General features: G+C 69.4%; 18 protein-coding genes. 10 read left to right on the forward strand and 8 right to left on the reverse strand.

What is annotated here, in order from left to right; genetic code table 11:
- Positions 1–310: 310 nt before the first annotated feature.
- Genes SD37_RS23625 through SD37_RS23635 form a run of 3 tightly spaced genes read left to right on the forward strand, consistent with a single transcriptional unit; the run spans position 311 to position 3,535 of the window.
- A complete protein-coding gene (locus SD37_RS23625) occupies positions 311–1,804 on the forward strand; it encodes an FAD-dependent oxidoreductase (protein ID WP_044854855.1) in 1,494 nt (497 codons plus the stop codon).
- On the forward strand, positions 1,801–2,907 hold the full coding sequence (locus tag SD37_RS23630) for a hypothetical protein (protein ID WP_044854854.1): 1,107 nt from the start codon (positions 1,801–1,803) through the stop codon (positions 2,905–2,907). Before SD37_RS23625 ends, SD37_RS23630 begins: the two co-directional genes overlap by 4 nt.
- A 28-nt stretch (positions 2,908–2,935) precedes the next feature.
- The gene (locus tag SD37_RS23635) at positions 2,936–3,535 is read left to right on the forward strand and encodes a TetR/AcrR family transcriptional regulator (protein ID WP_044854853.1); all 600 of its coding nucleotides are present in this window, start codon (positions 2,936–2,938) and stop codon (positions 3,533–3,535) included.
- Positions 3,536–3,549: 14 nt separating this feature from the next.
- On the opposite strand, the gene SD37_RS23640 is transcribed toward SD37_RS23635, so the two are convergent.
- Together SD37_RS23640 and SD37_RS23645 are read right to left on the reverse strand one after the other, a co-directional pair.
- Complete coding sequence (locus SD37_RS23640) at positions 3,550–3,945, reverse strand: VOC family protein (protein WP_044855042.1); 396 nt, start codon at positions 3,943–3,945, stop codon at positions 3,550–3,552.
- Between the two features lie 14 nt (positions 3,946–3,959).
- Complete coding sequence (locus SD37_RS23645; protein WP_044854852.1) at positions 3,960–4,718, reverse strand: arsenate reductase/protein-tyrosine-phosphatase family protein; 759 nt, start codon at positions 4,716–4,718, stop codon at positions 3,960–3,962.
- Positions 4,719–4,815: 97 nt separating this feature from the next.
- On the opposite strand from SD37_RS23645, the gene SD37_RS23650 reads away from it, so the two are divergent.
- Entirely contained in the window at positions 4,816–5,331 is a 516-nt protein-coding gene (locus SD37_RS23650) for a MarR family winged helix-turn-helix transcriptional regulator (RefSeq protein ID WP_044854851.1), read from the forward strand.
- 344 nt (positions 5,332–5,675) lie between these two features.
- Here the strand turns inward: SD37_RS23650 and SD37_RS23655 are convergent, their stop codons facing one another.
- The gene (locus SD37_RS23655) at positions 5,676–6,026 is read right to left on the reverse strand and encodes a DUF6223 family protein (protein ID WP_044854850.1); all 351 of its coding nucleotides are present in this window, start codon (positions 6,024–6,026) and stop codon (positions 5,676–5,678) included.
- A 195-nt stretch (positions 6,027–6,221) separates the two neighbouring features.
- On the opposite strand from SD37_RS23655, the gene SD37_RS23660 reads away from it, so the two are divergent.
- Both SD37_RS23660 and SD37_RS23665 read left to right on the forward strand, forming a co-directional pair.
- A complete protein-coding gene (locus SD37_RS23660; protein ID WP_044854849.1) occupies positions 6,222–7,340 on the forward strand; it encodes a sensor histidine kinase in 1,119 nt (372 codons plus the stop codon).
- Positions 7,337–8,017, forward strand: a complete 681-nt coding sequence (locus SD37_RS23665; protein WP_044854848.1) for a response regulator — start codon at positions 7,337–7,339, stop codon at positions 8,015–8,017. Before SD37_RS23660 ends, SD37_RS23665 begins: the two co-directional genes overlap by 4 nt.
- On the opposite strand, the gene SD37_RS23670 is transcribed toward SD37_RS23665, so the two are convergent.
- Both SD37_RS23670 and SD37_RS23675 read right to left on the reverse strand, forming a co-directional pair.
- Positions 7,999–8,646, reverse strand: coding sequence for a response regulator transcription factor (locus SD37_RS23670; RefSeq protein WP_044854847.1), 648 nt, complete (start codon positions 8,644–8,646; stop codon positions 7,999–8,001). The genes SD37_RS23665 and SD37_RS23670 overlap by 19 nt on opposite strands.
- On the reverse strand, positions 8,631–9,890 hold the full coding sequence (locus tag SD37_RS23675) for a sensor histidine kinase (RefSeq protein ID WP_065913105.1): 1,260 nt from the start codon (positions 9,888–9,890) through the stop codon (positions 8,631–8,633). The genes SD37_RS23670 and SD37_RS23675 overlap by 16 nt, the downstream gene beginning before the upstream one ends.
- A 153-nt stretch (positions 9,891–10,043) precedes the next feature.
- On the opposite strand from SD37_RS23675, the gene SD37_RS23680 reads away from it, so the two are divergent.
- Positions 10,044–10,466: a hypothetical protein gene (locus SD37_RS23680; protein WP_044854846.1), complete on the forward strand. Its 423-nt coding sequence runs from the start codon at positions 10,044–10,046 to the stop codon at positions 10,464–10,466.
- Positions 10,467–10,565: 99 nt separating this feature from the next.
- Here the strand turns inward: SD37_RS23680 and SD37_RS23685 are convergent, their stop codons facing one another.
- The gene (locus SD37_RS23685) at positions 10,566–11,192 is read right to left on the reverse strand and encodes a DUF1707 SHOCT-like domain-containing protein (protein WP_052675076.1); all 627 of its coding nucleotides are present in this window, start codon (positions 11,190–11,192) and stop codon (positions 10,566–10,568) included.
- 376 nt (positions 11,193–11,568) lie between these two features.
- Here SD37_RS23685 and SD37_RS23690 point away from each other — a divergent pair, with 376 nt between their 5' ends.
- Complete coding sequence (locus SD37_RS23690) at positions 11,569–12,819, forward strand: lipase family protein (RefSeq protein WP_083255066.1); 1,251 nt, start codon at positions 11,569–11,571, stop codon at positions 12,817–12,819.
- Positions 12,820–13,346: 527 nt separating this feature from the next.
- Complete coding sequence (locus tag SD37_RS23695; protein WP_044854845.1) at positions 13,347–15,638, forward strand: ATP-binding protein; 2,292 nt, start codon at positions 13,347–13,349, stop codon at positions 15,636–15,638.
- On the opposite strand, the gene SD37_RS23700 is transcribed toward SD37_RS23695, so the two are convergent.
- Both SD37_RS23700 and SD37_RS23705 read right to left on the reverse strand, forming a co-directional pair.
- Positions 15,629–16,291, reverse strand: a complete 663-nt coding sequence (locus SD37_RS23700) for a cutinase family protein (protein ID WP_044854844.1) — start codon at positions 16,289–16,291, stop codon at positions 15,629–15,631. The two genes, SD37_RS23695 and SD37_RS23700, sit on opposite strands and share 10 nt — an antisense overlap.
- A 109-nt stretch (positions 16,292–16,400) precedes the next feature.
- The gene (locus tag SD37_RS23705; RefSeq protein ID WP_065912947.1) at positions 16,401–19,850 is read right to left on the reverse strand and encodes an indolepyruvate ferredoxin oxidoreductase family protein; all 3,450 of its coding nucleotides are present in this window, start codon (positions 19,848–19,850) and stop codon (positions 16,401–16,403) included.
- A gap of 162 nt (positions 19,851–20,012) precedes the next feature.
- Between SD37_RS23705 and SD37_RS23710 the strand changes: the two genes are divergently transcribed.
- Positions 20,013–20,480: an Lrp/AsnC family transcriptional regulator gene (locus tag SD37_RS23710; RefSeq protein WP_044854842.1), complete on the forward strand. Its 468-nt coding sequence runs from the start codon at positions 20,013–20,015 to the stop codon at positions 20,478–20,480.
- Positions 20,481–20,520: the final 40 nt, after the last annotated feature.

The raw sequence follows: 20,520 nt of genomic DNA on the forward strand, positions 1-20,520 counted from the left end.
ATCGTCCCAGGCGAGGCGCCGGAGACATCCGCGTCGCTGCGACTGGTGATGACGCCGAGGTATCCGGCTTCAGGTCGTGAAGGACTCCTTGAGGGACCCAGAGTCCCTCAAGGAGTCCTTCACGACCCACCGGTCCTCCTAGAGACCTTCACGGCATCAAGTCGATCACGCCACGTTGCCTTACCTCTCATTGGAACCGCCATCACCACTCACGAGGCCCGGCGGGGAGGCACGTCGCCGTCCTTGACACGAGGCTCCCGTCATTCATACATTCAAGGTCAGTTTGTATGAATGACGGGAGTTGGTCCGCATGCGGCTCGGCAAGACCGCCGTCGTCCTGGGTGGCAGCGCCGCCGGCCTGTGCACCGCGGGAGCGCTCGCCCCGCACTTCGACGAAGTGCTGGTGCTGGAACGCGACGAACTCCCGGCGGAAGCCGAGCACCGGCGTGGCGTACCGCAGAGCAAACATCCCCATTTCCTGCTGAACTCCGGCCGCCGCGCGATCGGCGAACTCTTCCCCGGTTTCGAAGACGACCTCATCGCCGCGGGCGGGCTGCATCTGATGCCGTCCATGGACGCGGCCTACCTCGACGGCGAGGGCTGGTCGGCGCGCAAACGCGGCACGATGACGATGATCTACAGCTCGCGGATCCTCATCGAGCGCGTCCTGCGCGACAAGGTGCGCGGCCTGGAGAACGTCGTCATCCGCGAAGGTGTCTCGGTGACCGGCCTGACCACACGGGCCGGCGGCACCCCCGACGGAGAGGTCACCGGGGTCGGCTTCTCCACTTCCACCGGCGTCGAGCACGTCGACGCCGACTTCGTGGTGGACGCGATGGGCCGCGGCTCCTCGGTCGGCGCCTGGCTGGCGGCCGCGGGCTGGCCCGAGCCCGAGGTGCGGACCCTCGACGCCAAGGTCACCTACACCTCACGCTGGTACGACCTGCCCTCGCCGTCGGAGCGGCCGCCGTCCTGGTGGTGGCATCACCTGGTGATCATGCCGACGCCGGACAAGGGCGAGCATCCCGCCGAGCACGAGTTCCTGGTCAACTTCTTCCCGATCGAGGGAAACCGGGTCATCGCCTGCATGGGATCGTGGGGAATCGAGATGCCCCGGACCACCGACGCGTTCGTCGAATCGGCCCGCCGGGTGCGCACGCCGTTGTTCGCCGACGCCATGGACCGGTGCGCCCCCACCTCGGAGGTGCACCTGACCCGCTCGACCGGCAACAAGTGGCGGCGATACGACCTCCTGCGCACGCCACCGAAGGGTCTGGTGTCCATCGGCGACTCGATCTGCGCGTTCAACCCGTTCTACGCGCAAGGCATCAGTTCCGCGGCGGGTTCGGCACTGCTGCTGCGCGAACATCTCGCCCGCGCCGACCGGATCGATGCGAAGTTCTCCGCACGTTTCCTTCCAGCGCAACGCAAACTGCTCAGCGTGCCCTGGAGCCTGGCGATGGCCAGGGACGGCGGCTACGCCTGCGCGGTGGGTTCCGAGAAATTGCCCGAGTGGCGGCGCCGCGTCGTCGCGGCCCTGTCCAGTCCGGCGTTCAGCCTCATCGTCGGCGCCGCGCGTGAGGACGCGGTGGTCGACGAACACTTCGCCAAGGTGTTCAACCTCGACGAGTCCTTGGGGGCCATGCTGCGGAACCGGCGGGTGCTGGCGGGGCTCGTGCGCTACCGCGTCCGCGCCGCGTTGGGCAAACACCGGGTGCCCTTCGGCTTCGATCCCCAGGCCGAACCACCCGCCACCGACTACTCCCCCGACGCCGCCATCACGGCACCCGCGGCCGTGCGATGAGCGCGGTGTGCGGGCCGGACGCGGAGGCCGTCACCCGCTCCCTCGGTTTCGACTGCCAGGACGTCTCCCCCGTCGTCTCGTTCCGCTTTCCGTGGGATCTAGCCGAACCGACGATGCCGCTGCTCGAACTCCTCATCATCGGCGGCGCCGTTTTCGCCTTGGTGCACGCACTCCGCCGCCATCGCGAGGGCGATCCGATCAACCTGGCCCTCTGGTGCGCGTCGCTGGTCTACCTCTTCGTGATCGAACCGCCGTTGTACTTCCCGGAGTGGTTCGGTCTCGAGCAACAGTACGGTTTCATCTTCGCCCACAACCGGTTCACCGCGCAGTTCATGGCGGATCGGCTACCGCTCTACATCGTGGCGTTCTATCCGGTGATCAGTCAGGTCGCCTACGAACTCGTGCGGTCGCTCGGGATCTTCCGGCGCCGTGGCGCGTTCACCGGGTCCGTGGCCGTCGCGTTCGCCTGTCAGGTGTTCTACGAGGTCTTCGATCACCTTGGCCCGCAACTGAAATGGTGGGCCTGGAACATGGACAACCGGATCGTGAACCATCCCGCGATGGCGTCGGTGCCGATGAACAGCATGCTGCTGTTCGCCTCCGTCTCGATGGGAGCCATGACCTACCTGGTCTTACGCCTGACCGGTGGCCCGGCCCCGGACGGCGGCCCGCGACGGGGACGATCGCTCGTGCTCCGCGTCCTGGCCGCCGGTGTCCTCACGCCGCCGACCATGGCGATCGCCGGTATCCCGTCGAGCCTCTTCGGCGGGGACGATCCCGACCCGGTGGCGCAGGCCTGGATCCTCGGCACCGAACTGGGTCTGCTCTGGCTGGCGGGTGCCTGGATCTTCGTCTCACATCTGCGATCGGCGGATCGCGGGGAAAGCGAACCACTGTCCGCCTTCACCCGCTTCTATCCCGCCGTCTACCTGGGCGGGCTGGCCGCCTTCTGGCTCAGCGCCCTTCCGTCGTACTTCGCCGCGGAGAACGGTTTCACCAGAGACGGCACCCCGATCGGAAGCGGCCTTTACGCGCTCGCCTGCTTTCTCGGGGCGGCCCTGATGCTCGCCACGCTTTACCGGAAGGCACCTGCCACCGTCTGAAATCTTCCCCTCGGGGAAGATGGGGCGCATGGGGCACCATGGATGGCAGGGCAACCCACCCGGCACCGAGGACGCGGCACGCCGCCGGATCGTCGAGGCGGCGACGGCGTGCATCGACCGCGCCGGGCTCGCCAAGACCAGCCTCTCCGACGTCGCCGCGGAGGCGGGCGTGACCCGGCAGACCGTCTACCGCTACTTCCCGAGCTTGGCGGAGATCCTTCGCGCGGTCGCGCTCGCGGGTGTCGAAGAGTTCGCCGGGCGGATGGAACGCCACCTGTCCTCGTTCGGCAGTGCCGCCGAGGCGGCCGTGGAATCGGTGGTGTTCGCCGTCCGGACGGTGCCCAACGAGCCCTATCTCGGCCTGCTCCTGGAGGCGGGCGAGAGCGACTTCTTCACCGTCGAAGTCACCTCCGCCCCGGCTTTCGCCCTCGGCGCGCGGATTCTCCGCAACGTGCCTGTCGACTGGGCGGCCGTCGGTGTCACCACTGACGAGGAACTTCAGGGTCTGGCCGAGATCCTGATGCGGCTCTTCCTGTCGTTCCTGCGCTATCCCTCGACACCACCGCTCACCAACGACGAGCTGCGGACGCTCATCCGGCGCTGGATCGGACCGGCCCTGCGCGGCTGACCGGGTACGTCCGGTCAGGCCTCGCCGGTCCGCTGGGCGGGTTGGAACAGTTCGACGAGGTTGCCCGCCGGGTCGGCGAGCAGGATCTGCCGTCCGCCGGGACCGGCCACGACATCACCGAGGAAAGGCTGCCCGGCGTCACCGAGGCGGGTGATCTCGGCGTCGAGGTCGTCGACGACGAGATGGATACGGTTACGGCCGGGGGTGTTGACGTCGTCGGGGGTGGCGCGCGCGCCGGAACTGGCGGGTCCGGACAGCAGCAGGCGCAGCGGGCCGCGGACCACGTCGGCGAACGCGGGTGCGGCGCTGGTGTTGAGCGTGAAGCCGAGGCGAGTGGTGTAGAAGTCGATGGCGGCTTGTACGTCGTCGACGAGGTAACGGACGCTGGCCGTCCGGTCGGGTGTGGTCACGGCGAACTCTCCGATCATGCGATGGCGGCGAGTACGGGCAGCAGATGCCGGACGCGGGTGTCGATGTCCGCCGCTGCCTGTTCGAAAGCGGGATGCTCGGCCGTGGCCGGGTCGCCGATGCTCCAGTGGGCGTGGCGCGCGGAATGGCCGAACTCGGGGCAGACCTCGCGAGCCTTGTCGCACAAGGTGATCACGTGGTCGAACCGGTCCGCGGTGACGGTGTCCAGATGCCGGGGACGTTGGCCGGACACGTCGATGCCGAACTTCTCACGCAACACCCGGGCGGTCTCCGGGTGCAGGCTCGGCTTCGGATGGCTGCCGGCGCTGGCCACGGTCACCTGACCCGCGGTGTGGTGGCGCAGCAGGGCTTCGGCGATCGGCGAGCGAGCGCTGTTGCCGGTGCAGACGAACAGCACGGCGACACCGCGGTAGCGCCGCCGTCCGGCCGCGGGAACGGGAGGCGCGGGATCCCGGCGCAACGCCGGATGCAACGCGGCCCCACTGTCGGTCAGCGCCTCCCCGCAAAGCTCCAGATCGAGGTGGTAGTAGCTGTCACGGCCGTCGAAACTGCTGCGCTTGGCGGCGACCAGCCCGCCGTCCCGCAGCAGCCGCAGGTGGTAGGACACCAGGTTCTGCGGTTGCCCGAGCTTCGTCACCAACTCCCGGACCCGATAGTCGCCGGTGGCGAGTTCGCTCAGCAGCTGCCACCTCAGCGGGTGGGCTGCCAGTTGCACGAACGCCGGCGGAGCGGCGGGTTGCCCGGGGGACACCATGCCAGGAGCATACATCAAATGGAATTGATGTATCAAACACTTTTGATGGAATCCGCCGGAGTTGCGAGACGGGATGAGGAGCCGATATGCATGAGTCATGCAAGCAAGAACGGCCAATCTGCTGGGCGCGGCCGCACTCGCCGTGACCGACCGGGTCCTGGCGGACGCGCACCGGAAAGCGGGTGTCAGCGCCAGTGCCGCGGCGGCCCTGGTGGTGGCGTCGGCCGGTTCGGCGTTGAGCGTGACCGAACTGGGCCGCCGGATCGGGCTGAGTCAATCGGCCGCGGCCCGCATGGTCGACTCGCTGGAGCAGCGCGGGTTGTTCGCGCGACGGCCTCGCCAAGGGCGGGAGGTGACCGTCGAACTCACCGCCGAGGGACGGCGAACGGCGCAGACGCTGATCGAGGAGCGCGGCGCGGGATTGACCGGCCTGATCGAGGAACTCAGCCCGCGCGAGCAGGAGCAGTTCGCCGGTCTGCTGGGCAAACTGCTGACCCGGCTTTACCAGGACGTCGGCAGCGCGGATCTGTTGTGCCGGCTGTGCGACCGGGTGAGTTGCACCCACGGCGCGGTCTGCCCGGTCGGGCAAGCCGAGCGGGACCGGAAGAGCTGACCGTATCCCCGAATAAGTGAAAGCCCCTCCACTACCGTCAAGGTCAGGGTCGCGGCAAAGTCGAGAGAGTGCTGGTTCGGGACGCGGTGTGCCGGTAACCGGCCCCGATGTCGGACGGTGTCTCTCACTGTGTGGATTTTGGGGCGTTGGATGACCCGAAATCCACACAGTCCCGCACGACAGTCCCGGTGACGACCAGATCCGGAGGGGGTGTGTGGAAATAGGGACACTCAACGTCCCTATTTCCACACACACCTTGCCCGAAGCCACGTTCGCCTTATCCCCTAAGACAGGAGTGCCGACCAGCGCACCCGACGCGCCCGCGCTCGCGGTGTCCTTTGTGCTCAGTGGTCGCCGCGAGGACGGGACCGGGCCAGGGTCAGACCACCGAGGGCCAGGGCGGCCAGCCCCAGCGCCAGCGCCACGAAGGCCCCGGCCAGCCCGTTGCCGGTACCGATGCCGCCGTCGGAGGTGGCGGCGACCACGCCGGCCACTACCACGCCGGTCGCCCCCGTAGCGACGGCGACGAGGGCGCCACGCCGCCCGGAGCCGGTGCCGGCCCTCGACCGGACACGGGCGAGGCCACCGGCGACGACGCCGATCAGGCCGAGCATCCCGGCCACGATGGAGCCGATCCGCCCCGGGCTCAGCGAATAGACATCGACGGCCTGCTGGGCCGCGATCTGGATGGACATGAGGTGCTCCTTTTTTCCTTCTGCTGCTGGACACACCGATCCTGTCCGCCGGACCCGCCACCCGTCGTCGCGCGGACGCGGACCTCCCGCACTGCCGTCGACGCGGCAGGACCCCGGGAACTACCACGGACGCGGTAGTCGCCCGTGGTCTTCGCGGAGGATCTCTCCGCGCCGCCGTCCGGCTAGGGTTCCGGGATGGGCAAGACACGGATCGGTGCGAGGGACTGGGCGATCGCCGCCGGGGTTCTGGCGGTCCTCGTGGTCACCGTGCTGTCCCGGCGGCACTCGGACACTGCTCTCGAACCGCTCGGCTACGCCTTCTACGCGCTCGGTGGCCTGTCACTGGCCGCGAGCCGCCGGGCGCCGGTCCTCGTGCTCGCCGCGGCGGGATTGTCCGCGCTCGCCTGTCAGCTGGTGGGTTTCGACGTCCCGGCCGTCGCGTACCTGTTCTCGGTGTACGCGACGATGCGGGCTGGGCACCGCGTCGCCACGCTTGCCGGTTCGGTGGTCATGCTGCTCGCGCTCCCGCCCGCGATCCTGGCCTCCTCGCGCGTCTTTTCCGTGAGCGAGGCCTTCACACACAGCCGCGAGGTCCTGCAACTGGCCTGGCTGATCGCCGCCGCCGCGGCGGGCGAAGCGTTGCGCCAGGCCGAGCGACGGGCCGACGAAGCCGAGCGCACCCGTGAAGAGGCCGCGCTGCGCCGGGCCGACGAGGAACGCCTGCACATCGCCAGGGAACTGCACGATTCGCTCACCCACCAGATCTCCGTCATCAAGGTGCAGGCCGAGGTCGCCGTCCATCTGGCCCGCAAACGAGGTGAAGAGGTGCCGGAGGCGTTGCTCGCGATCCGGGAGGCGGGCCGTGAGGCGGCGGGCGAACTCCGCGCGACCTTGGAGGCGCTGCGCGATGACGCCGAACATCCGCCGCGGGGCCTCGACTCCGTCCCGGAATTGGTGCGGCAGGCCAGAACGACGGGACTGGACGCGCACTTGACGGTCGAAGGACAGCGGGCCGAGCTACCGGCCGCGGTCGACCGGGCCGCCTACCGGATCGTGCAGGAGTCGCTGACCAACATCACCCGGCACGCCGCCGCCGCTTCCGCCTCGATCCGGATCGGCTACCGCCCGGACGCGCTCGTCGTCCAGGTCGACGACGACGGGAAAGCCGGTCCTGACAGCGTTCCCGTGCCCGGCGTCGGACTGGTCGGCATGCGCGAACGGGTCACCGCGCTCGGCGGCCGTCTCCGGGCCTCACCACGAGGCGAGGGCGGCTTCACCGTCGAGGCCGAACTTCCCGTGGCCAGGCCGTCGTGATCCGGGTCCTGCTGGTCGACGACCAGCCGCTCATCCGCAGCGGGTTCCGCGCCCTCCTCGACGCCGAGGACGGCATCGAGGTCGTGGCCGAAGCCGCGGACGGCGCCGAAGGGGTCCGGCTGGCCGGAGAACACCTGCCCGACATCGCGCTCATCGACGTCCAGATGCCGCTGGTCGACGGGATCGAGGCGACCCGCCGCATCGCCGCGGATCCGGCGCTGGCTTCGGTGCACGTCGTCATCCTGACCAACTACGGTCTCGACGAATACGTGTTCAAGGCGCTGCGGGCGGGCGCCGCCGGATTCCTCGTCAAGGACATCGAGCCGGAGGACTTCCTGCACGCCGTCCGGGTCGCGGCCCGCGGCGACGCGCTGCTCGCCCCGTCGATCACCCGCAAGCTGATCGACCGGTACCTCACCTTGCCGCCCGGCACCGGTACCGGGCGGCAAGGTCTCGCCGAACTGACCAACCGCGAACGTGAGGCCGTCACCCTGGTCGCGCAAGGCCTGTCGAACGACGAGATCGCCGCCCGCATGGTGATCAGCCCGCTGACCGCGAAGACCCACGTCAACCGGGCCATGACGAAACTCCACGCCCGTGACCGCGCCCAGCTCGTCGTCTTCGCCTACGAAGCCGGTCTGGTCGCGCCCGGAGCGGATCAGGACCTGTTCAGATAGGTGAGGACGGCGCGGACGCGGCGGTTGGTGTCGTCGTCATCGGTGATGCCGAGCTTGCCGAACAACGACGTCGTGTACTTGCCGATGGTGCTCTCGCTCAGGAAGACGCGGCGGCCGATGGCCTGATTGGACAGTCCCTCGGCCATCAGGGCCAGCACGGAATACTCCCGTTCGGTGAGCCGCTCGAGCCCCCGGTTCCGGGAACCGCCGGACAGCAGTTTCGCGATGACGGCCGGATCCATGGCCGTCCCGCCGCCCGCGACCCGCTCCAGCGCGCCGATGAACCCCTCGGCGTCGAACACGCTCTCCTTGAGGAGGTAGCCGACGCCGCCGGAGCCGTCGGCCAGCAGTTCGCGGGCGTACAACTGCTCGACGTGCTGGGAGAGGATGAGGACGGGCAGCCCTGGCATCTCGGTCCGGGCGGCGAGGGCGGCCCGGAGTCCTTCGTCCGACTGGTTCGGCGGCATGCGGACGTCGATGACGGACACGTCGGGGCGCCAGGTCCGCAGCGCGTCGAGCGTCTCGGGTCCGGTGGCCGCCGTCGCCACCACCTGATGCCCGAACGCCTCGATCAGCCGGACCATCCCGTCCCGCAGGAGGTAGAGGTCCTCGGCTACGACAACACGCATGGCACCATCATCCTGGCCTGGGTCGGGCCGCCCGGTGGGCTGGTGATCTCCAGGGTGCCGTCGAAGACCGCGAGACGGCGGCGCAGACCGGCGATGCCTCCCCCGGCCCGCTCGACGGCGCCGCCACTGCCGTCGTCCTCGACCTCGACGACGAGGCCGACGTCGTCGTGGTCGAGGCTGACCAGGGCCCGCGACGCGTGGGCGTGCCGGACCGCGTTGGTCAGCAGCTCGACGACACCGAAGTAGACCGCCGACTCGATCGGCGAGTCCAGCTTCAGCCCGGCGTCGGCGCGGACCGTCACGTCGAGCGGGAGGTCCAGCGCGAGGGCGCGTACCGCGTCGGCGAGTCCTCGTTCGGTGAGCACCGGCGGGCTGATCCCCTGGATCAGCTCGCGTAGTTCGGTCAACGAGGCGGTGGCGCCGGCCCGCGCGTCGCGCATCAGCGCCCTGGCCGCCTCAGGGTCGCTCTCCATCAGTTTCTCCGCGGTCGCCAGGGAAAGTCCGAGCCCGACCAGCCGGGCCTGCGCGCCGTCGTGCAGATCCCGTTCGATCCGGCGGATTTCGGCGGCCTGCGCGATCGTCGTGTCCGCGCGCTGGGCGGTCAACTCGTTCACCCGGCCCGCCAGCGCCATCGCGGGCGACGGCCGCAGGAACCGGACGGCGACGGGTTCGAGGCAACGCCAGGCGTACGGGGCCGAAACCACGGCCACGACCAGCCCGAGCACCCCGACGAGCCGCGCGGCGGGCTCCGGCCGCACGAATCCGACGGCGGCCACGGCCATCCCGGCGGGCGGGAGGCAGGCGACCACACCCGCGGTGAACGGGACGATCGCCGCGAACCGCAGATCGCGCCCGTTGGCGGGGTCACGCCATCGGACCCGCCACTTCTGGTCCATCAGCGCGTCCCGGCGGCTGCGTTCGTAGGAGAACCCGTTCCACCAGTCCCCGGTGGACAGCCGGGTCACCGGCCCGACCTGCCGGTAGCCGCCGGGGATGACCGTGCCCGTCCACCTCGCGACGAAGAAGCGGACCGCCCGGCAGACCGGGCGGGGCAGCACGAGCGTGGCCACGCACACCAGCACGAGCGGCGCCAGCCACGACCACGGATTGCCCGGCCCCCACCAGATCCCCAGCGCGACGGAGGCCGCCCACACGGCGGGCATCACCATCGCGACCACCGCCACGGCACAGGCCCGCACGAACCCCACACCGGCTCGCGTCAGCCACGCACCCAGTCGACTCATCGCTTCGTCCTTCACGTTCCGCTTCGGTGCTCCCACTGTGCACCACGCGGAACCCGGGCTCACCCTCTCCGGCCCAGGAGTGGGGCTAGGCCCACCCGGCCGTGTGCTTAGACCGATACCGGCGCGATCGAGCGCTTCATAACGTCGTCGACCATGGAAACCAACACCGCGCTCCTCGACAACCCGCGTGCCCGAGCTGCCTTCGGCGCCGCGAAGAACAGCGTCAAGATCTACGGCGCGCTCAGCGTCCTCGCCCTGGTCACGGTCATCGTGGTGGCGAGCGGCGGTCACCCGGTGAACACGTTCATGTGGGTCCGCGCGGGCCTGCTGCCGGTGGTCGCCGTGCTGCTCCACCGCATCGCCGTCTCCGCGTCCCAGGGATCTCGGAAGGCCTTCGAGCGCGTGCGCGCCCTCTCCGTGATCATGCCGATCGCGATCATCGGCGTCGACGTGATCCCGGGGGTCTGCCCGCCTTGGTACGCCGCGATGCAGATCGTCTGCATGCTGCCCGTCATCCGGCTCGCGTTCCTCGTGCGCGGCTCCGCCTTCCCCAAGAAGGGCGCGGATGCTTCCTGACGGCACTTCGTGCTCGTGAGTGGTAATGACGGTTCTAACCGTCATTACCACTCACGAGCCGTTCAGCGATCGCCTCCGCCCCTGGACAGACCATCGCCGTCAGCCACGTCGGCTGATGTGCCGCAGCCTCGGCCGGGATCGCCGCCGCGACTCCAGCGGCTTCCGGATCACCTTCACCGAGCCCCACCAGGCGAAGCCGGTGACGCGCAGAACCGGCGCACCCGTCGACGGCTGCCCTCGGCCGATCCCGCGACCGGTGCCGAATCCGCCCATCAGGCCGATCCCCCGGACGTCGACGGCGAAATCCTCGGGGACCACGATCTTGACGCTGCCCATGACCGCCACGGCCCTGATCGTGCGCACGCCCACGGGGATGACGGCACGCCTCAGATCGAGACGCACACTTCCCCAGAAGGCCCGGCTGACATGCTTCGACGGCAGCGGCCCGTCGAATCGCCGGCTGGTCGAGGACATGACGGCGAACGAACGTCGTCCGCCTAGTTCTCCGCCTCCGGCCGTCGACGCCGCGAGCGCACCGCCAGTGGACAGATCCGCGACGATGGGTTCGAATTCCGCGAAAGTCTTGGCCGCGTAGACGGCGTCCAGTCTCGTCTCCAGTTCACCGGTGGTGATCCGGCCCGCGCCCATGGCTTCGTACAGCAGTTGCGCGACGCTTTCGCGGTCGGAATCGGCCACCCGCATCGCCGACCGCTTCAGTTCGGACATGACGACGATGCTAGCCAGAACCGGCGACGGATCACCCCGGAAAATCGTCGATTCCGGGAATTCGGCGACAAGCCTCGATCCGAATGAGCATATTTAGACGATCCGCACTGACGGGAATGACAAAAGTGTCACCAGCGGGATGTTTCGAGCTTTGACACGATCGATCAGTCGCGTCGTTGACAGACGCGGACATGCTCAACCGTCACCCCGTGACAATTTGACGACCGGTGAGTCCTCGTCCATTGACGGGCCGGGGTCGGCGGGTTTTCCATCTGTGCAGCGTGCGGGAAAACATCCCGGCGCGTTTGCGAAAAGCTCACGCCATCAAGGTATTCCGTCAGCCGACCTCACGTTCCGACTCAGTGTGGAGTGCAGTATGACCTTTTCCTTTCGCCATGGCCTGATCGCCACCATGACCGCGTCACTGGTCGCGGCGGGCACGGTGGCGGCTCTGGCGGTGAACGCTCCGGCGGCGCGCGCGGACACCGGCTCGGTCTACACCTCGTCTTCACCACTTCCCGCCGGCCAGAACGGTGACGTGGTCAAGTCCCAGCCCTCGACCTACAACGGCGCGAAAGCGACGCGGATCCAATACCTGTCCCGGGACAACAAGGACAAGCAAGTCGCGGTGAGCGGCACGGTCCTGGTGCCGGACAACCCGTGGAACGGCCCCGGAGAACGGCCGATCGTGGCCTACGCGCCCTTCACCTTCGGCATGGGCCCGGATTGCGCCCCGTCGAAAACCCTGGCGGGCGAAGGGGCCTCGGACATGGTCTCCGGTTTCCAGGGCGGCTTCGTCAACGCGCTACTGGGCGCCGGGTTCGCCGTGGCACAGACCGACTACATCGGACCTTGGGTGGAGGGCAGCGGTGATCACCCGTATGTGATCCGGTTGTCCGAGGCGCACACCGTGCTCGACGTCATCCGTGCCGCGCAACGACTGCCCGGTACCGGACTGCCCGCCGACGGCCCGGTCGGCATCGCCGGCTACTCCGAGGGCGGCAGTGCCGCCGCGGCGGCCGCCGAACTGGCCGCCACCTACGCGCCCGAACTGGACGTCAAAGGCGTCTACTCCGGCGCGCCGCCCGCCGACAAGGCCGCGCTCTCGAAGTCGCTCGACGGCGGAATGTACTTCGGGTTCCTCGGCTACGCGCTGATCGGCATCAACCAGGCCTACCCGGAGGCCAAGTTGATGAACCTGGCCAACCCGACCGGTGCCGAACTGTTCCTGAAGGCCCGTCAGACGTGCACGCTGAACGCGGTCTTCCAGTTCATGTACAAGCAATCCGGCTCACTGACCAAGGACGGCAAGCCGGTGTCCTCCTACCTGTCCCAGCCGCCGTTCGACGCGATCGTGGCGGAGAACCGCATCGGCACCGTCAAACCCACCATGCCGGTCATGGTGGAACAGAGCCCGATGGACGACGTCATCCCGGCGGCCGTCGGCAAGCAGATGGCGAAGGACTGGTGTGGCAAAGGTGCCAACGTCCAATGGAAGGACTTGGCGTCGTTCACGCCGTTGTTCTCCCACGCGCTGGGCATGATGACGGCCCCCAACGACGCCGCCGAGTGGCTGAAGGCCGCGTTCAAGGGGCAAGCGGGAAGCGGGAACTGCGGCCGGTTCTGAGTGCGGCGGGCTGAAGGGGCCTTTCCTCTCATCTCATGCGGCGAAGGGCGCTTTCCTCGCATCGCATGTGGGGAAAGCGCCCTTCAGTCCCTGCCGAAACCCCAGACCACGGTCCGTGAAAGCCCCCTTCCCTACCCTGAAGGTCAGGGTCCGGCAAAGTCGGCATCTTGCTGGTCAGGCACCTCTTCGTCATGGCGCAGGCAGACGACGATGAAGGAATTGGGACGTTGAGTGTCCCAATTCCTTCATCGTCGCGGGGTGCGCCGGTCGCGTAGCTTGATCAACAGAGGGCAAGGACCTGTCCCGGAGCTCTGCGACTTTGCCGAGACCCTGACCCTGAAGGTAGTGAAGGAGCCCTTCACGGAAACTCGACCGAACGTCCGGCGCCCGTCCAGGTGCTCGTGAGTGGTAATGAGGGTTAGAACCGTCATTACCACTCACGAGCCGCCCTGCCACCGGTCCGTGAAGGGTCGCGCCGTGGTCGGCCGGACGCTACCGTGTTTCCCCGGCCAGCAGTTGATCTCGAAGTGCGAGGTGGCACCGTCGACCATTCGGAGACCACCACCCCCTCGGCGGAGCCGTCCGGCTACGTCGGCCGTCGTGGTGAGGGAGCGGAGGTACGCCGCCTGCTCGGCAAGGCGCGGCTGGTGACCTTGACCGGCCCTGGCGGCGTCGGCAAGACCACGCTCGCGACGCGGGTCGCGCGGGACGTGGCTCACCTCTTTCCCGACGGCGTCGTGCTCGTGGAGCTGGCCGAGGTGCGCGACGGCGCCCTGGTGGCGAATCTGGTCGCGGCCCGGCTCGGCCTGCACGCCCGATCCGGCCTGCCGGCCGGACGTCAGGTGATCGATCATCTCCGGGATCGCGCGCTGCTGCTGGTCCTCGACAACTGCGAGCATCTCATCGACTCCTCCGCGGAGCTCGCCGCCGCCGTGCTGGCGGGCTGCCCCCGGATCGTGGTCCTCGCGACCAGTCGGCAGTCACTCGGCGTGGCGGGTGAACAGGTGCTGCCGGTGCCGCCACTGCCGATCGCCGACGCCGTCCGGCTGTTTCGGGAACGTGCCGGGGCGATCGTCCCCAGCGCTTTCGACGGGCAGGACGAAGAAGCCGTTCTGGCCGAACTGTGCGGCAGGCTGGACGGTCTGCCGTTGGCCATCGAACTGGCCGCGGCCAGGATCCGCTCGCTGTCCCCCGGTCAGATCCTCGACCGGCTGACCGGCAGGCTCGCCCTGCTGACCTCCGGACGGCGCACCGCGCCGCGGCGGCAGCAGACGCTGCGAGCCGCGATCGACTGGAGCTACCAACTGTGCTCGTCGGCCGAGCAGACGGTGTGGGCGAGGACGTCGGTCTTCTCGGGGTCGTTCGACCTCGACGCCGCGACGCACGTGTGCGCCGACGCCGGGATCGCCGCGGACGACGTGCTGGAGCTGATCGACGGTCTGCTGGACAAGTCGGTGCTGATCCGCGGCAGGCAGCCCGGCGTCGCCCGCTACCAGATGCTGGAATCGCTCCGCGAATACGGACAGGAACGCCTGGACGTCACCGGGGACCGGCACCGGGTCGCCCGGCTGCACCGCGACTGGTTCGGCGGACTGGTGGCGCGGGCCAACGAGGAATGGGTGAGCGACCGGCAGCAGCGGTGGATCGAGCAGCTCGGCAGCGATCACGCGAATCTGCGGGCGGCGCTGGCCTGGTCGCTTTCCGAGCCGGGTGAGGCGGGCAGGGCTCTGCGGATGGCCGCGTACCCCGTCGAGTATTGGCTGCTGCGCGGTCTCGCCGGTGAGGCCAGGACCTGGCTCGGCCGCGCCCTCGCCGCGACGCCTGACGACCACCCGGACCGCGGGGACGCGCTGTGCATGTACGCGCTGCACACACTCTGGATGGGCGACCAGGAACAGATCGCGCGGCTTCTCGACGAGGCCGAGGCCCTTGCCGAGAAAAACGCCGACGAGGTGGCCCGAGGCCGCGTCCTGCACATCCGGAGCTTCGCGGCCATACTCACCGGTCGACCGGGAGGGGTCGAGCTCGCCGCCGCGACTTGCGCGATCTTCCGGGCACACGGTCTCGTGCACGCCGAGCTGCATCCGTTGTTCATTCACGGCGTCTCGATCGCCTACCGCGACGGGGATCCGGCCGCCGCCCGCGCGTCACTGCGGCGGATGTACGACCTGGCGGCCGAACGCGGCGATCTGTTCTACCGGGCGATGGCGTTGTTCGGCCGGGCCACGGTCGAGGTCGAGTTCGGCGACATCACCGCAGCGGCCGACGCGGCGACCGAGGCGTTGCGGCTGGATCTCCGCACGGGCGACCAGCAGGGCATGGCCTACCGGGTCGACACGCTGGCCTGGATCGCCGCGCGGCGGAATGAGCACGAACGCGCCGCCACCCTGTTCGGCATCGCCGGCGCCCTGTGGGAGCGCATCGGCACCACACCCGAGTTCGCCGTGAACCTCCCCCACGTCAAGCACACCGCCGCGACCCGCGCCGCGATCGGGAACACCCGCTTCGAACAGGCCTACGCCGCGGGACGGGCACTGTCCGATGCCGAAGCCGTGCGTCATGCCCTCGGTGAGCCGGCCCCCGCGTCGCCGAGCGCCGCCGACGCGAGGACCGGGATCCTCACCAAACGCGAGACCGAGATCGCCGGACTGATCGCGAAGGGACTGACCAACCGCGACATCGCCGCCGAGCTGGTGATCTCCCAGCGCACCGTCAGTACCCACGTCGAGCACATCCTGACGAAGCTGGGTTTCGGCAACCGTGCGCAGATCGCCGTCTGGGTGGTCGGCCGAGCCGGTACGCGCCGCGCTCAGTTGTAGTGCTGGGCCACGAATTTCGCGGCGATGTCGACGCTTCCGTCCATTCCGTACGACAGGTGTCCCAGCCCCGGCCCCCGGGTGCCCTGACCGCCGCAGACCGGGTCGCCGACGTTGCAGAGTTCCAGCGCCTTCGGCCCGTAAATGGGGCTGGACTCCTTGATCGTCCGCCGGTACAGCCCGCCCAGCGGATTGCCGAAGGCCACGACGGCCACCACGCGGTCGGCGAGATCGTCGGGGACGACTTCGCCACTGCCGAGTCCCGACTTCACACCGACGGCGATGTCGGTGACGCTGGCGCCCTGCGAAAGACCGCCGAGGACGAACTTCGTACCCGGGCAACCGGCCGCGCGCCGCGTGAGCTGCCGGGTCATTTCCGTGGCACCGGGACCGGCGCTGCTCTGATCGAACGATGCCGCGTAGTCGACCGCGTGCGCGCTGACCGACTTACCGGGCAGGGCTCGTTGCAGGGCCGGGAGCAGTGGTTTGCCCACGATGCCGAGACCGGGGATCTCGAAGGTGCCGCGGGCGAAGATCAGGTCCACGTCCGGGCAGGCCGAGACCTCCGCCGCCGTGGCGGGGACCGCGCCGATCCCGGTCGCGGCGCAGATGGCCAGCCCGGCCACGGCGGTGAGACGTTGCAGTCGTGTGCGCATCGCTCTTCTCCTTTGAAGTTCGCCTCGTTCGGCGATCTTCAGCCTGGCCGAGCGAGCCCGCCGGCTCCATACGCGAAACTACGTATTCGGGCCGGTGACCGGCGACCCGTCAGCCGCCCACGCCGAGCCTGTCGCCCGGCACGAGATCGGCGAGGAGCGCGGCCTGTTCCCGGCGGTATGCCTCGACATTCGCCAGTTTGACGTCCTCGTAGCCGCGGATCAGGTCGGGCAGTTCGGCCAGCGCGAGCAGCCTGCCGCGATCGGCGTCCTCGGCACCGAACGCGGCCAGGATCGTCTCCCGGTACTGGCCGACGAGTTCGCGCTCGACCTTCCGGACCCCGGCGCGGCCGAACGGGTCCCAGCGGGTGCCACGCAGTTTCCGCGCGGCGCGCAACGCGACGAACACCGGGCGGAATCCCGGGCCCAGCGCGATCTTCCGCTTCATCCCGAGTGCGCGGAGGACCGGCGGGTGCAGGCGATAGGCGTAGCGGCTGCCCTCCCCGAACTCCGCCTCGATCCCCGCGAGCACGGCGGGATCGAGGGAGAGCCGCGCGACCTCGTACTCGTCCTTGTAGGCCATGAGCTTGTGCAGATTGCGCGCCACCGCTTCGGTGATCGCGGTCGAATCACCTTCCAGGACCCGGACGCGCTCGACGAACTCGGCGTACTCCCGTGCGTAGCGCGCGTCCTGGTACCGGACGAGTTCGGGGACGCGGATGTCCAGCAGGCGCGCGAGTTCCGAGCCCGGCTCGGCGTGCACGAGCGCGCGGGCGCGGAGAGCGGCCTCCGACGGGGCGGGGGCCGCGGCGACGGCGGGAGGCGCGACGGCCGCGTGCAGGCCGTCGGGATCGGCGACGAGCTGCCTGCCGCGCCGGAAGGCCTGGAGGTTCCCCGCGACCGCGACCCCGTTGAGCTCGATCGCGCGTTCCAGGCTGGCCGCGGCCAGCGGGATGGCGCCGGTCTGATGCGCCGCGCCGAGCTGGAGGATGTTGGCGAACTGATCGTCGTCGAACAGGGTCTCCGCCAGCGCCCTGGCGTCGAGCGCCACGGTGCGCGCCGCGTTCTCCGCGATCGCGCCGCGCACGGCCGCGGCGTCGGGGAAGGAGACGGTGGTGTCGACGACCATCCGGCCGGTGGGCACCTCGGTCGTGGAGACCACGGCGGTGGTCCGGCCGGGATCGGCCACCGTCAGCTGCCCCGGATCGGCCCCGACCAGGACGTCACAGGCCAGGTAGAGGTCGCATTCGCCCTCCGCGAGTTTCGGGGCCTGCGGCGTCGGCTCGGCGGGGATCTTCAGATCCGAGACGACGGCGCCGCCCTTCTGCGCGAGCCCGGTCTGGTCCAGCGTCCGGACATGCCTGCCTTCGAGTACGGCGGCCGTGGCGAGGATCTGCGCGACGGTGACCACGCCGGTCCCGCCGACGCCGGTGATCCGGACGGAGAAGTCGGTTCCGGCGGCCTCGGGATCGGGCAGTTCGGCCGCGGTGATCTCCCCGGCCCGCCGCAGCGGTTTCCGCCCCGTCGGGACCACGGTCATGAACGAGGGGCAGTCCCCCGCCAGGCACGAATAGTCCACATTGCACGAAGACTGGTGGATCGTAGTCTTGCGGCCGAATTCGGTGGAGACCGGCTGCACCGACAGGCAGTTCGACTTCTCGCCGCAGTCGCCGCAGCCCTCGCACACGCGCTCGTTGATCACGACCTTGGCGGCCGGGGTGGGCAGCTTGCCGCGACGCCGTTTGCGGCGTTTCTCCGCGGCGCATTCCTGGTCGTGGATGAGCACCGTCACCCCGGGCACCGCGGCCAGTTCCTCCTGGCTGCGCAGCAGTTCGTCGCGGTGGCGGACCTCCACGCCGTCGGGAAGGCGGACGCCGCGGAACCGTTTCGGCTCGTCGCTGGTGATGACCACCTTGGCGACACCTTCCACCAGGAGCAGTGCGGCCAGCCGTTCCACCGGAAGCCCGCCGACGGCGTCCTGCCCGCCGGTCATCGCGACGGTCGCGTTGTAGAGGATCTTGTAGGTGATGTTCACCCCGGCCGCGACGGCGGCCCGCACCGCGAGGCTGCCGGAATGGGTGAACGTGCCGTCGCCGATGTTCTGCACGAAATGCGAGGCCTCGACGAACGGCTCCATGCCGAGCCACTGCGCGCCTTCGCCGCCCATCTGGGTCAGGCCGACGACGTCGCCGACCTGTTCCGGTTCCATGAACAAAGCCATGGCGTGACAGCCGATGCCGCCACCCACGACGGTCCCCTCCGGCACCTTGGTCGAGGAGTTGTGCGGGCAGCCGGAACAGAAGTACGGCGTCCGGGTCAGCAACGGCACCGAGATGCGCTCACGGCGACGGCGCCGCCGCCACGCGGTCACCGACGGGATCTCGTGGTGCTCGCTCAGCCGTCCGGCGAGCACCCTGGCGATGGCGTCCGGGTCGAGTTCGCCGAGTTCGGTGCACAGCGTGCGGCCGTCCGGGCCGGTCTTGCCGTGGACGGCGGGCGCCCCGGCGGTACCGTAGAGCACCTCCTTGATCGCCGCCTCGACGAAGGATCGCTTCTCCTCCACCACGACGATCTCGGACAGGCCGTCGGCGAACCGGCGGACGATCGAGGGTTCGAGCGGATGGATGACGCCGAGCTTGAGGATCCGGATCCCGTGCCGGGACAACGCGTCGGCGTCCAGGCCGAGCAAGCGCAACGCCTGCATCAGGTCCAAATAGGACTTCCCGGCGGTGACGATGCCGATCCGGTCCGACGGTCCTTCGTGGACGATCCGGTTGACCCCGCTCGCCCGCACGTATTCGACGGCCAGCGGCAGGCGTTCGGTGTAGAGACTGCGTTCGAGCGCCATCAGCGTGGTCCCGAGCAGCCGGGAACTGGGCTTGTGCCGGTACGCGGGCAGCGTCAGCGCCGGCGCGGTCCACTGTGGATGGACGTGCGCGGTGCTCGCGGCGTCGGCCACGTTCGCCACGAGCTTCATCGACGACCAGAGCCCGCTCGCCCTGGACAGTTCGACGGCGTGCAGGCCGAAGTCCAGCACGTCCTGGGAGTCGGCGGGGAAGAACACCGGCATGGACAGGTCGGCCAGCGCGAGTTCGGAGGCGCAGGGCACCGAGGAGGACTTGGCGTTCGGATCGTCGCCGACCAGCGCCCCCGCGCCGCCCGCCGGATCGGTGCCCGCGAGGTTGGCGTGCCGCAAGGCGTCCGTCGCCCGGTCGAGGCCCGGCGCCTTGCCGTACCAGAACCCGGTGACCCCGCCGGAGGACGAGCCGACCGACGCGGTGAGCTGGCTGCCCATGACCGCGGTCGCGGCGAGTTCCTCGTTCAGCCCGGGACGGTGCACGACGTTGTGCTTGTCGAGCAGGACCGACCGGCGGCCGAGTTCGAGGTCGTAGCCCGCCAGCGGCGAGCCCTCGTAGCCGGAGACGAACACCGCGGGCGACGCCCCGGACGCGCGGTCGTGCCGGACACGGTCGAACAGCATCCTGACCAGCGCCTGGACCCCGCTGAGGTAGACGGTGCCGTCTTCCCGTAGATACCGGTCCTCCAACGTGAACTGCTCCACCAGGCCTACCTCCTTCGGCACCCCCGCGCGACGTCAGGACAGGAGACCGGACGTCCGGGCCCGCCGCAACAAGGCGCAGTCTATTGCCCCTTCACACGCAAAATATCCGGGCCATACTCACCGCTGGCCGATATCCGTTGCGTCTGCGTACCATCCCGGTTCATGGCCGACCAGCTCATCGACGAGACCGATCGCGAAATCCTCGAACTGCTGCGGGAGGACGCCCGGCGCACCCTCGGCGACATCGGGGCCAGGGTCACGCTGTCCACCGCGGCGGTCAAACGCCGGATCGACCGCATGCAGGAGAACGGCGTCATCGTCGGGTACACCGTCCAGATCGACCACGCCAAACTCGGCTGGGGCATCGAGGCGTTCACCGAACTGCGGTTCACCGGGACCACCAAGGTCGGCGAGATCGTCCGCACGACCACCCGGATGCCGGAGGCCCAGGCGGTGTTCACCATCGCGGGCGATCCCGACGCGCTCGTCTGGCTGCGGGTCCGCGACATGGGCCATCTTCAGCGAACGATCGACGAGATCCGGCGGCACCACCAGGTGACGGGCACGAAGACGCTCATGGTGCTGGACTCCTGGACCCGCGGACAGCAATGGCCACTCGACGGCGACTGAGCCGGGTCGGTCGTGAGTGGCGATTCGGGTTAGAACCCGA

The sequence above is a fragment of the Amycolatopsis orientalis genome (assembly GCF_000943515.2).
GTDB lineage: Bacteria > Actinomycetota > Actinomycetes > Mycobacteriales > Pseudonocardiaceae > Amycolatopsis > Amycolatopsis orientalis.

Excerpts from the sequence above, each read along its gene's own strand:
- SD37_RS23655 (WP_044854850.1), bottom strand. The coding sequence starts at position 6,026 with ATGTCCATCCAGATCGCGGCCCAGCAGGCCGTCGATGTCTATTCGCTG.
- SD37_RS23635 (WP_044854853.1), top strand. The coding sequence starts at position 2,936 with ATGGGGCACCATGGATGGCAGGGCAACCCACCCGGCACCGAGGACGCG.
- SD37_RS23700 (WP_044854844.1), bottom strand. The coding sequence starts at position 16,291 with ATGCGCACACGACTGCAACGTCTCACCGCCGTGGCCGGGCTGGCCATC.
- SD37_RS23680 (WP_044854846.1), top strand. The coding sequence starts at position 10,044 with ATGGAAACCAACACCGCGCTCCTCGACAACCCGCGTGCCCGAGCTGCC.
- SD37_RS23660 (WP_044854849.1), top strand. The coding sequence starts at position 6,222 with ATGGGCAAGACACGGATCGGTGCGAGGGACTGGGCGATCGCCGCCGGG.
- SD37_RS23690 (WP_083255066.1), top strand. The coding sequence starts at position 11,569 with ATGACCTTTTCCTTTCGCCATGGCCTGATCGCCACCATGACCGCGTCA.
- SD37_RS23670 (WP_044854847.1), bottom strand. The coding sequence starts at position 8,646 with ATGCGTGTTGTCGTAGCCGAGGACCTCTACCTCCTGCGGGACGGGATG.
- SD37_RS23710 (WP_044854842.1), top strand. The coding sequence starts at position 20,013 with ATGGCCGACCAGCTCATCGACGAGACCGATCGCGAAATCCTCGAACTG.
- SD37_RS23630 (WP_044854854.1), top strand. The coding sequence starts at position 1,801 with ATGAGCGCGGTGTGCGGGCCGGACGCGGAGGCCGTCACCCGCTCCCTC.
- SD37_RS23645 (WP_044854852.1), bottom strand. The coding sequence starts at position 4,718 with ATGGTGTCCCCCGGGCAACCCGCCGCTCCGCCGGCGTTCGTGCAACTG.
- SD37_RS23675 (WP_065913105.1), bottom strand. The coding sequence starts at position 9,890 with ATGAGTCGACTGGGTGCGTGGCTGACGCGAGCCGGTGTGGGGTTCGTG.
- SD37_RS23650 (WP_044854851.1), top strand. The coding sequence starts at position 4,816 with ATGCAAGCAAGAACGGCCAATCTGCTGGGCGCGGCCGCACTCGCCGTG.
- SD37_RS23625 (WP_044854855.1), top strand. The coding sequence starts at position 311 with ATGCGGCTCGGCAAGACCGCCGTCGTCCTGGGTGGCAGCGCCGCCGGC.
- SD37_RS23685 (WP_052675076.1), bottom strand. The coding sequence starts at position 11,192 with ATGTCCGAACTGAAGCGGTCGGCGATGCGGGTGGCCGATTCCGACCGC.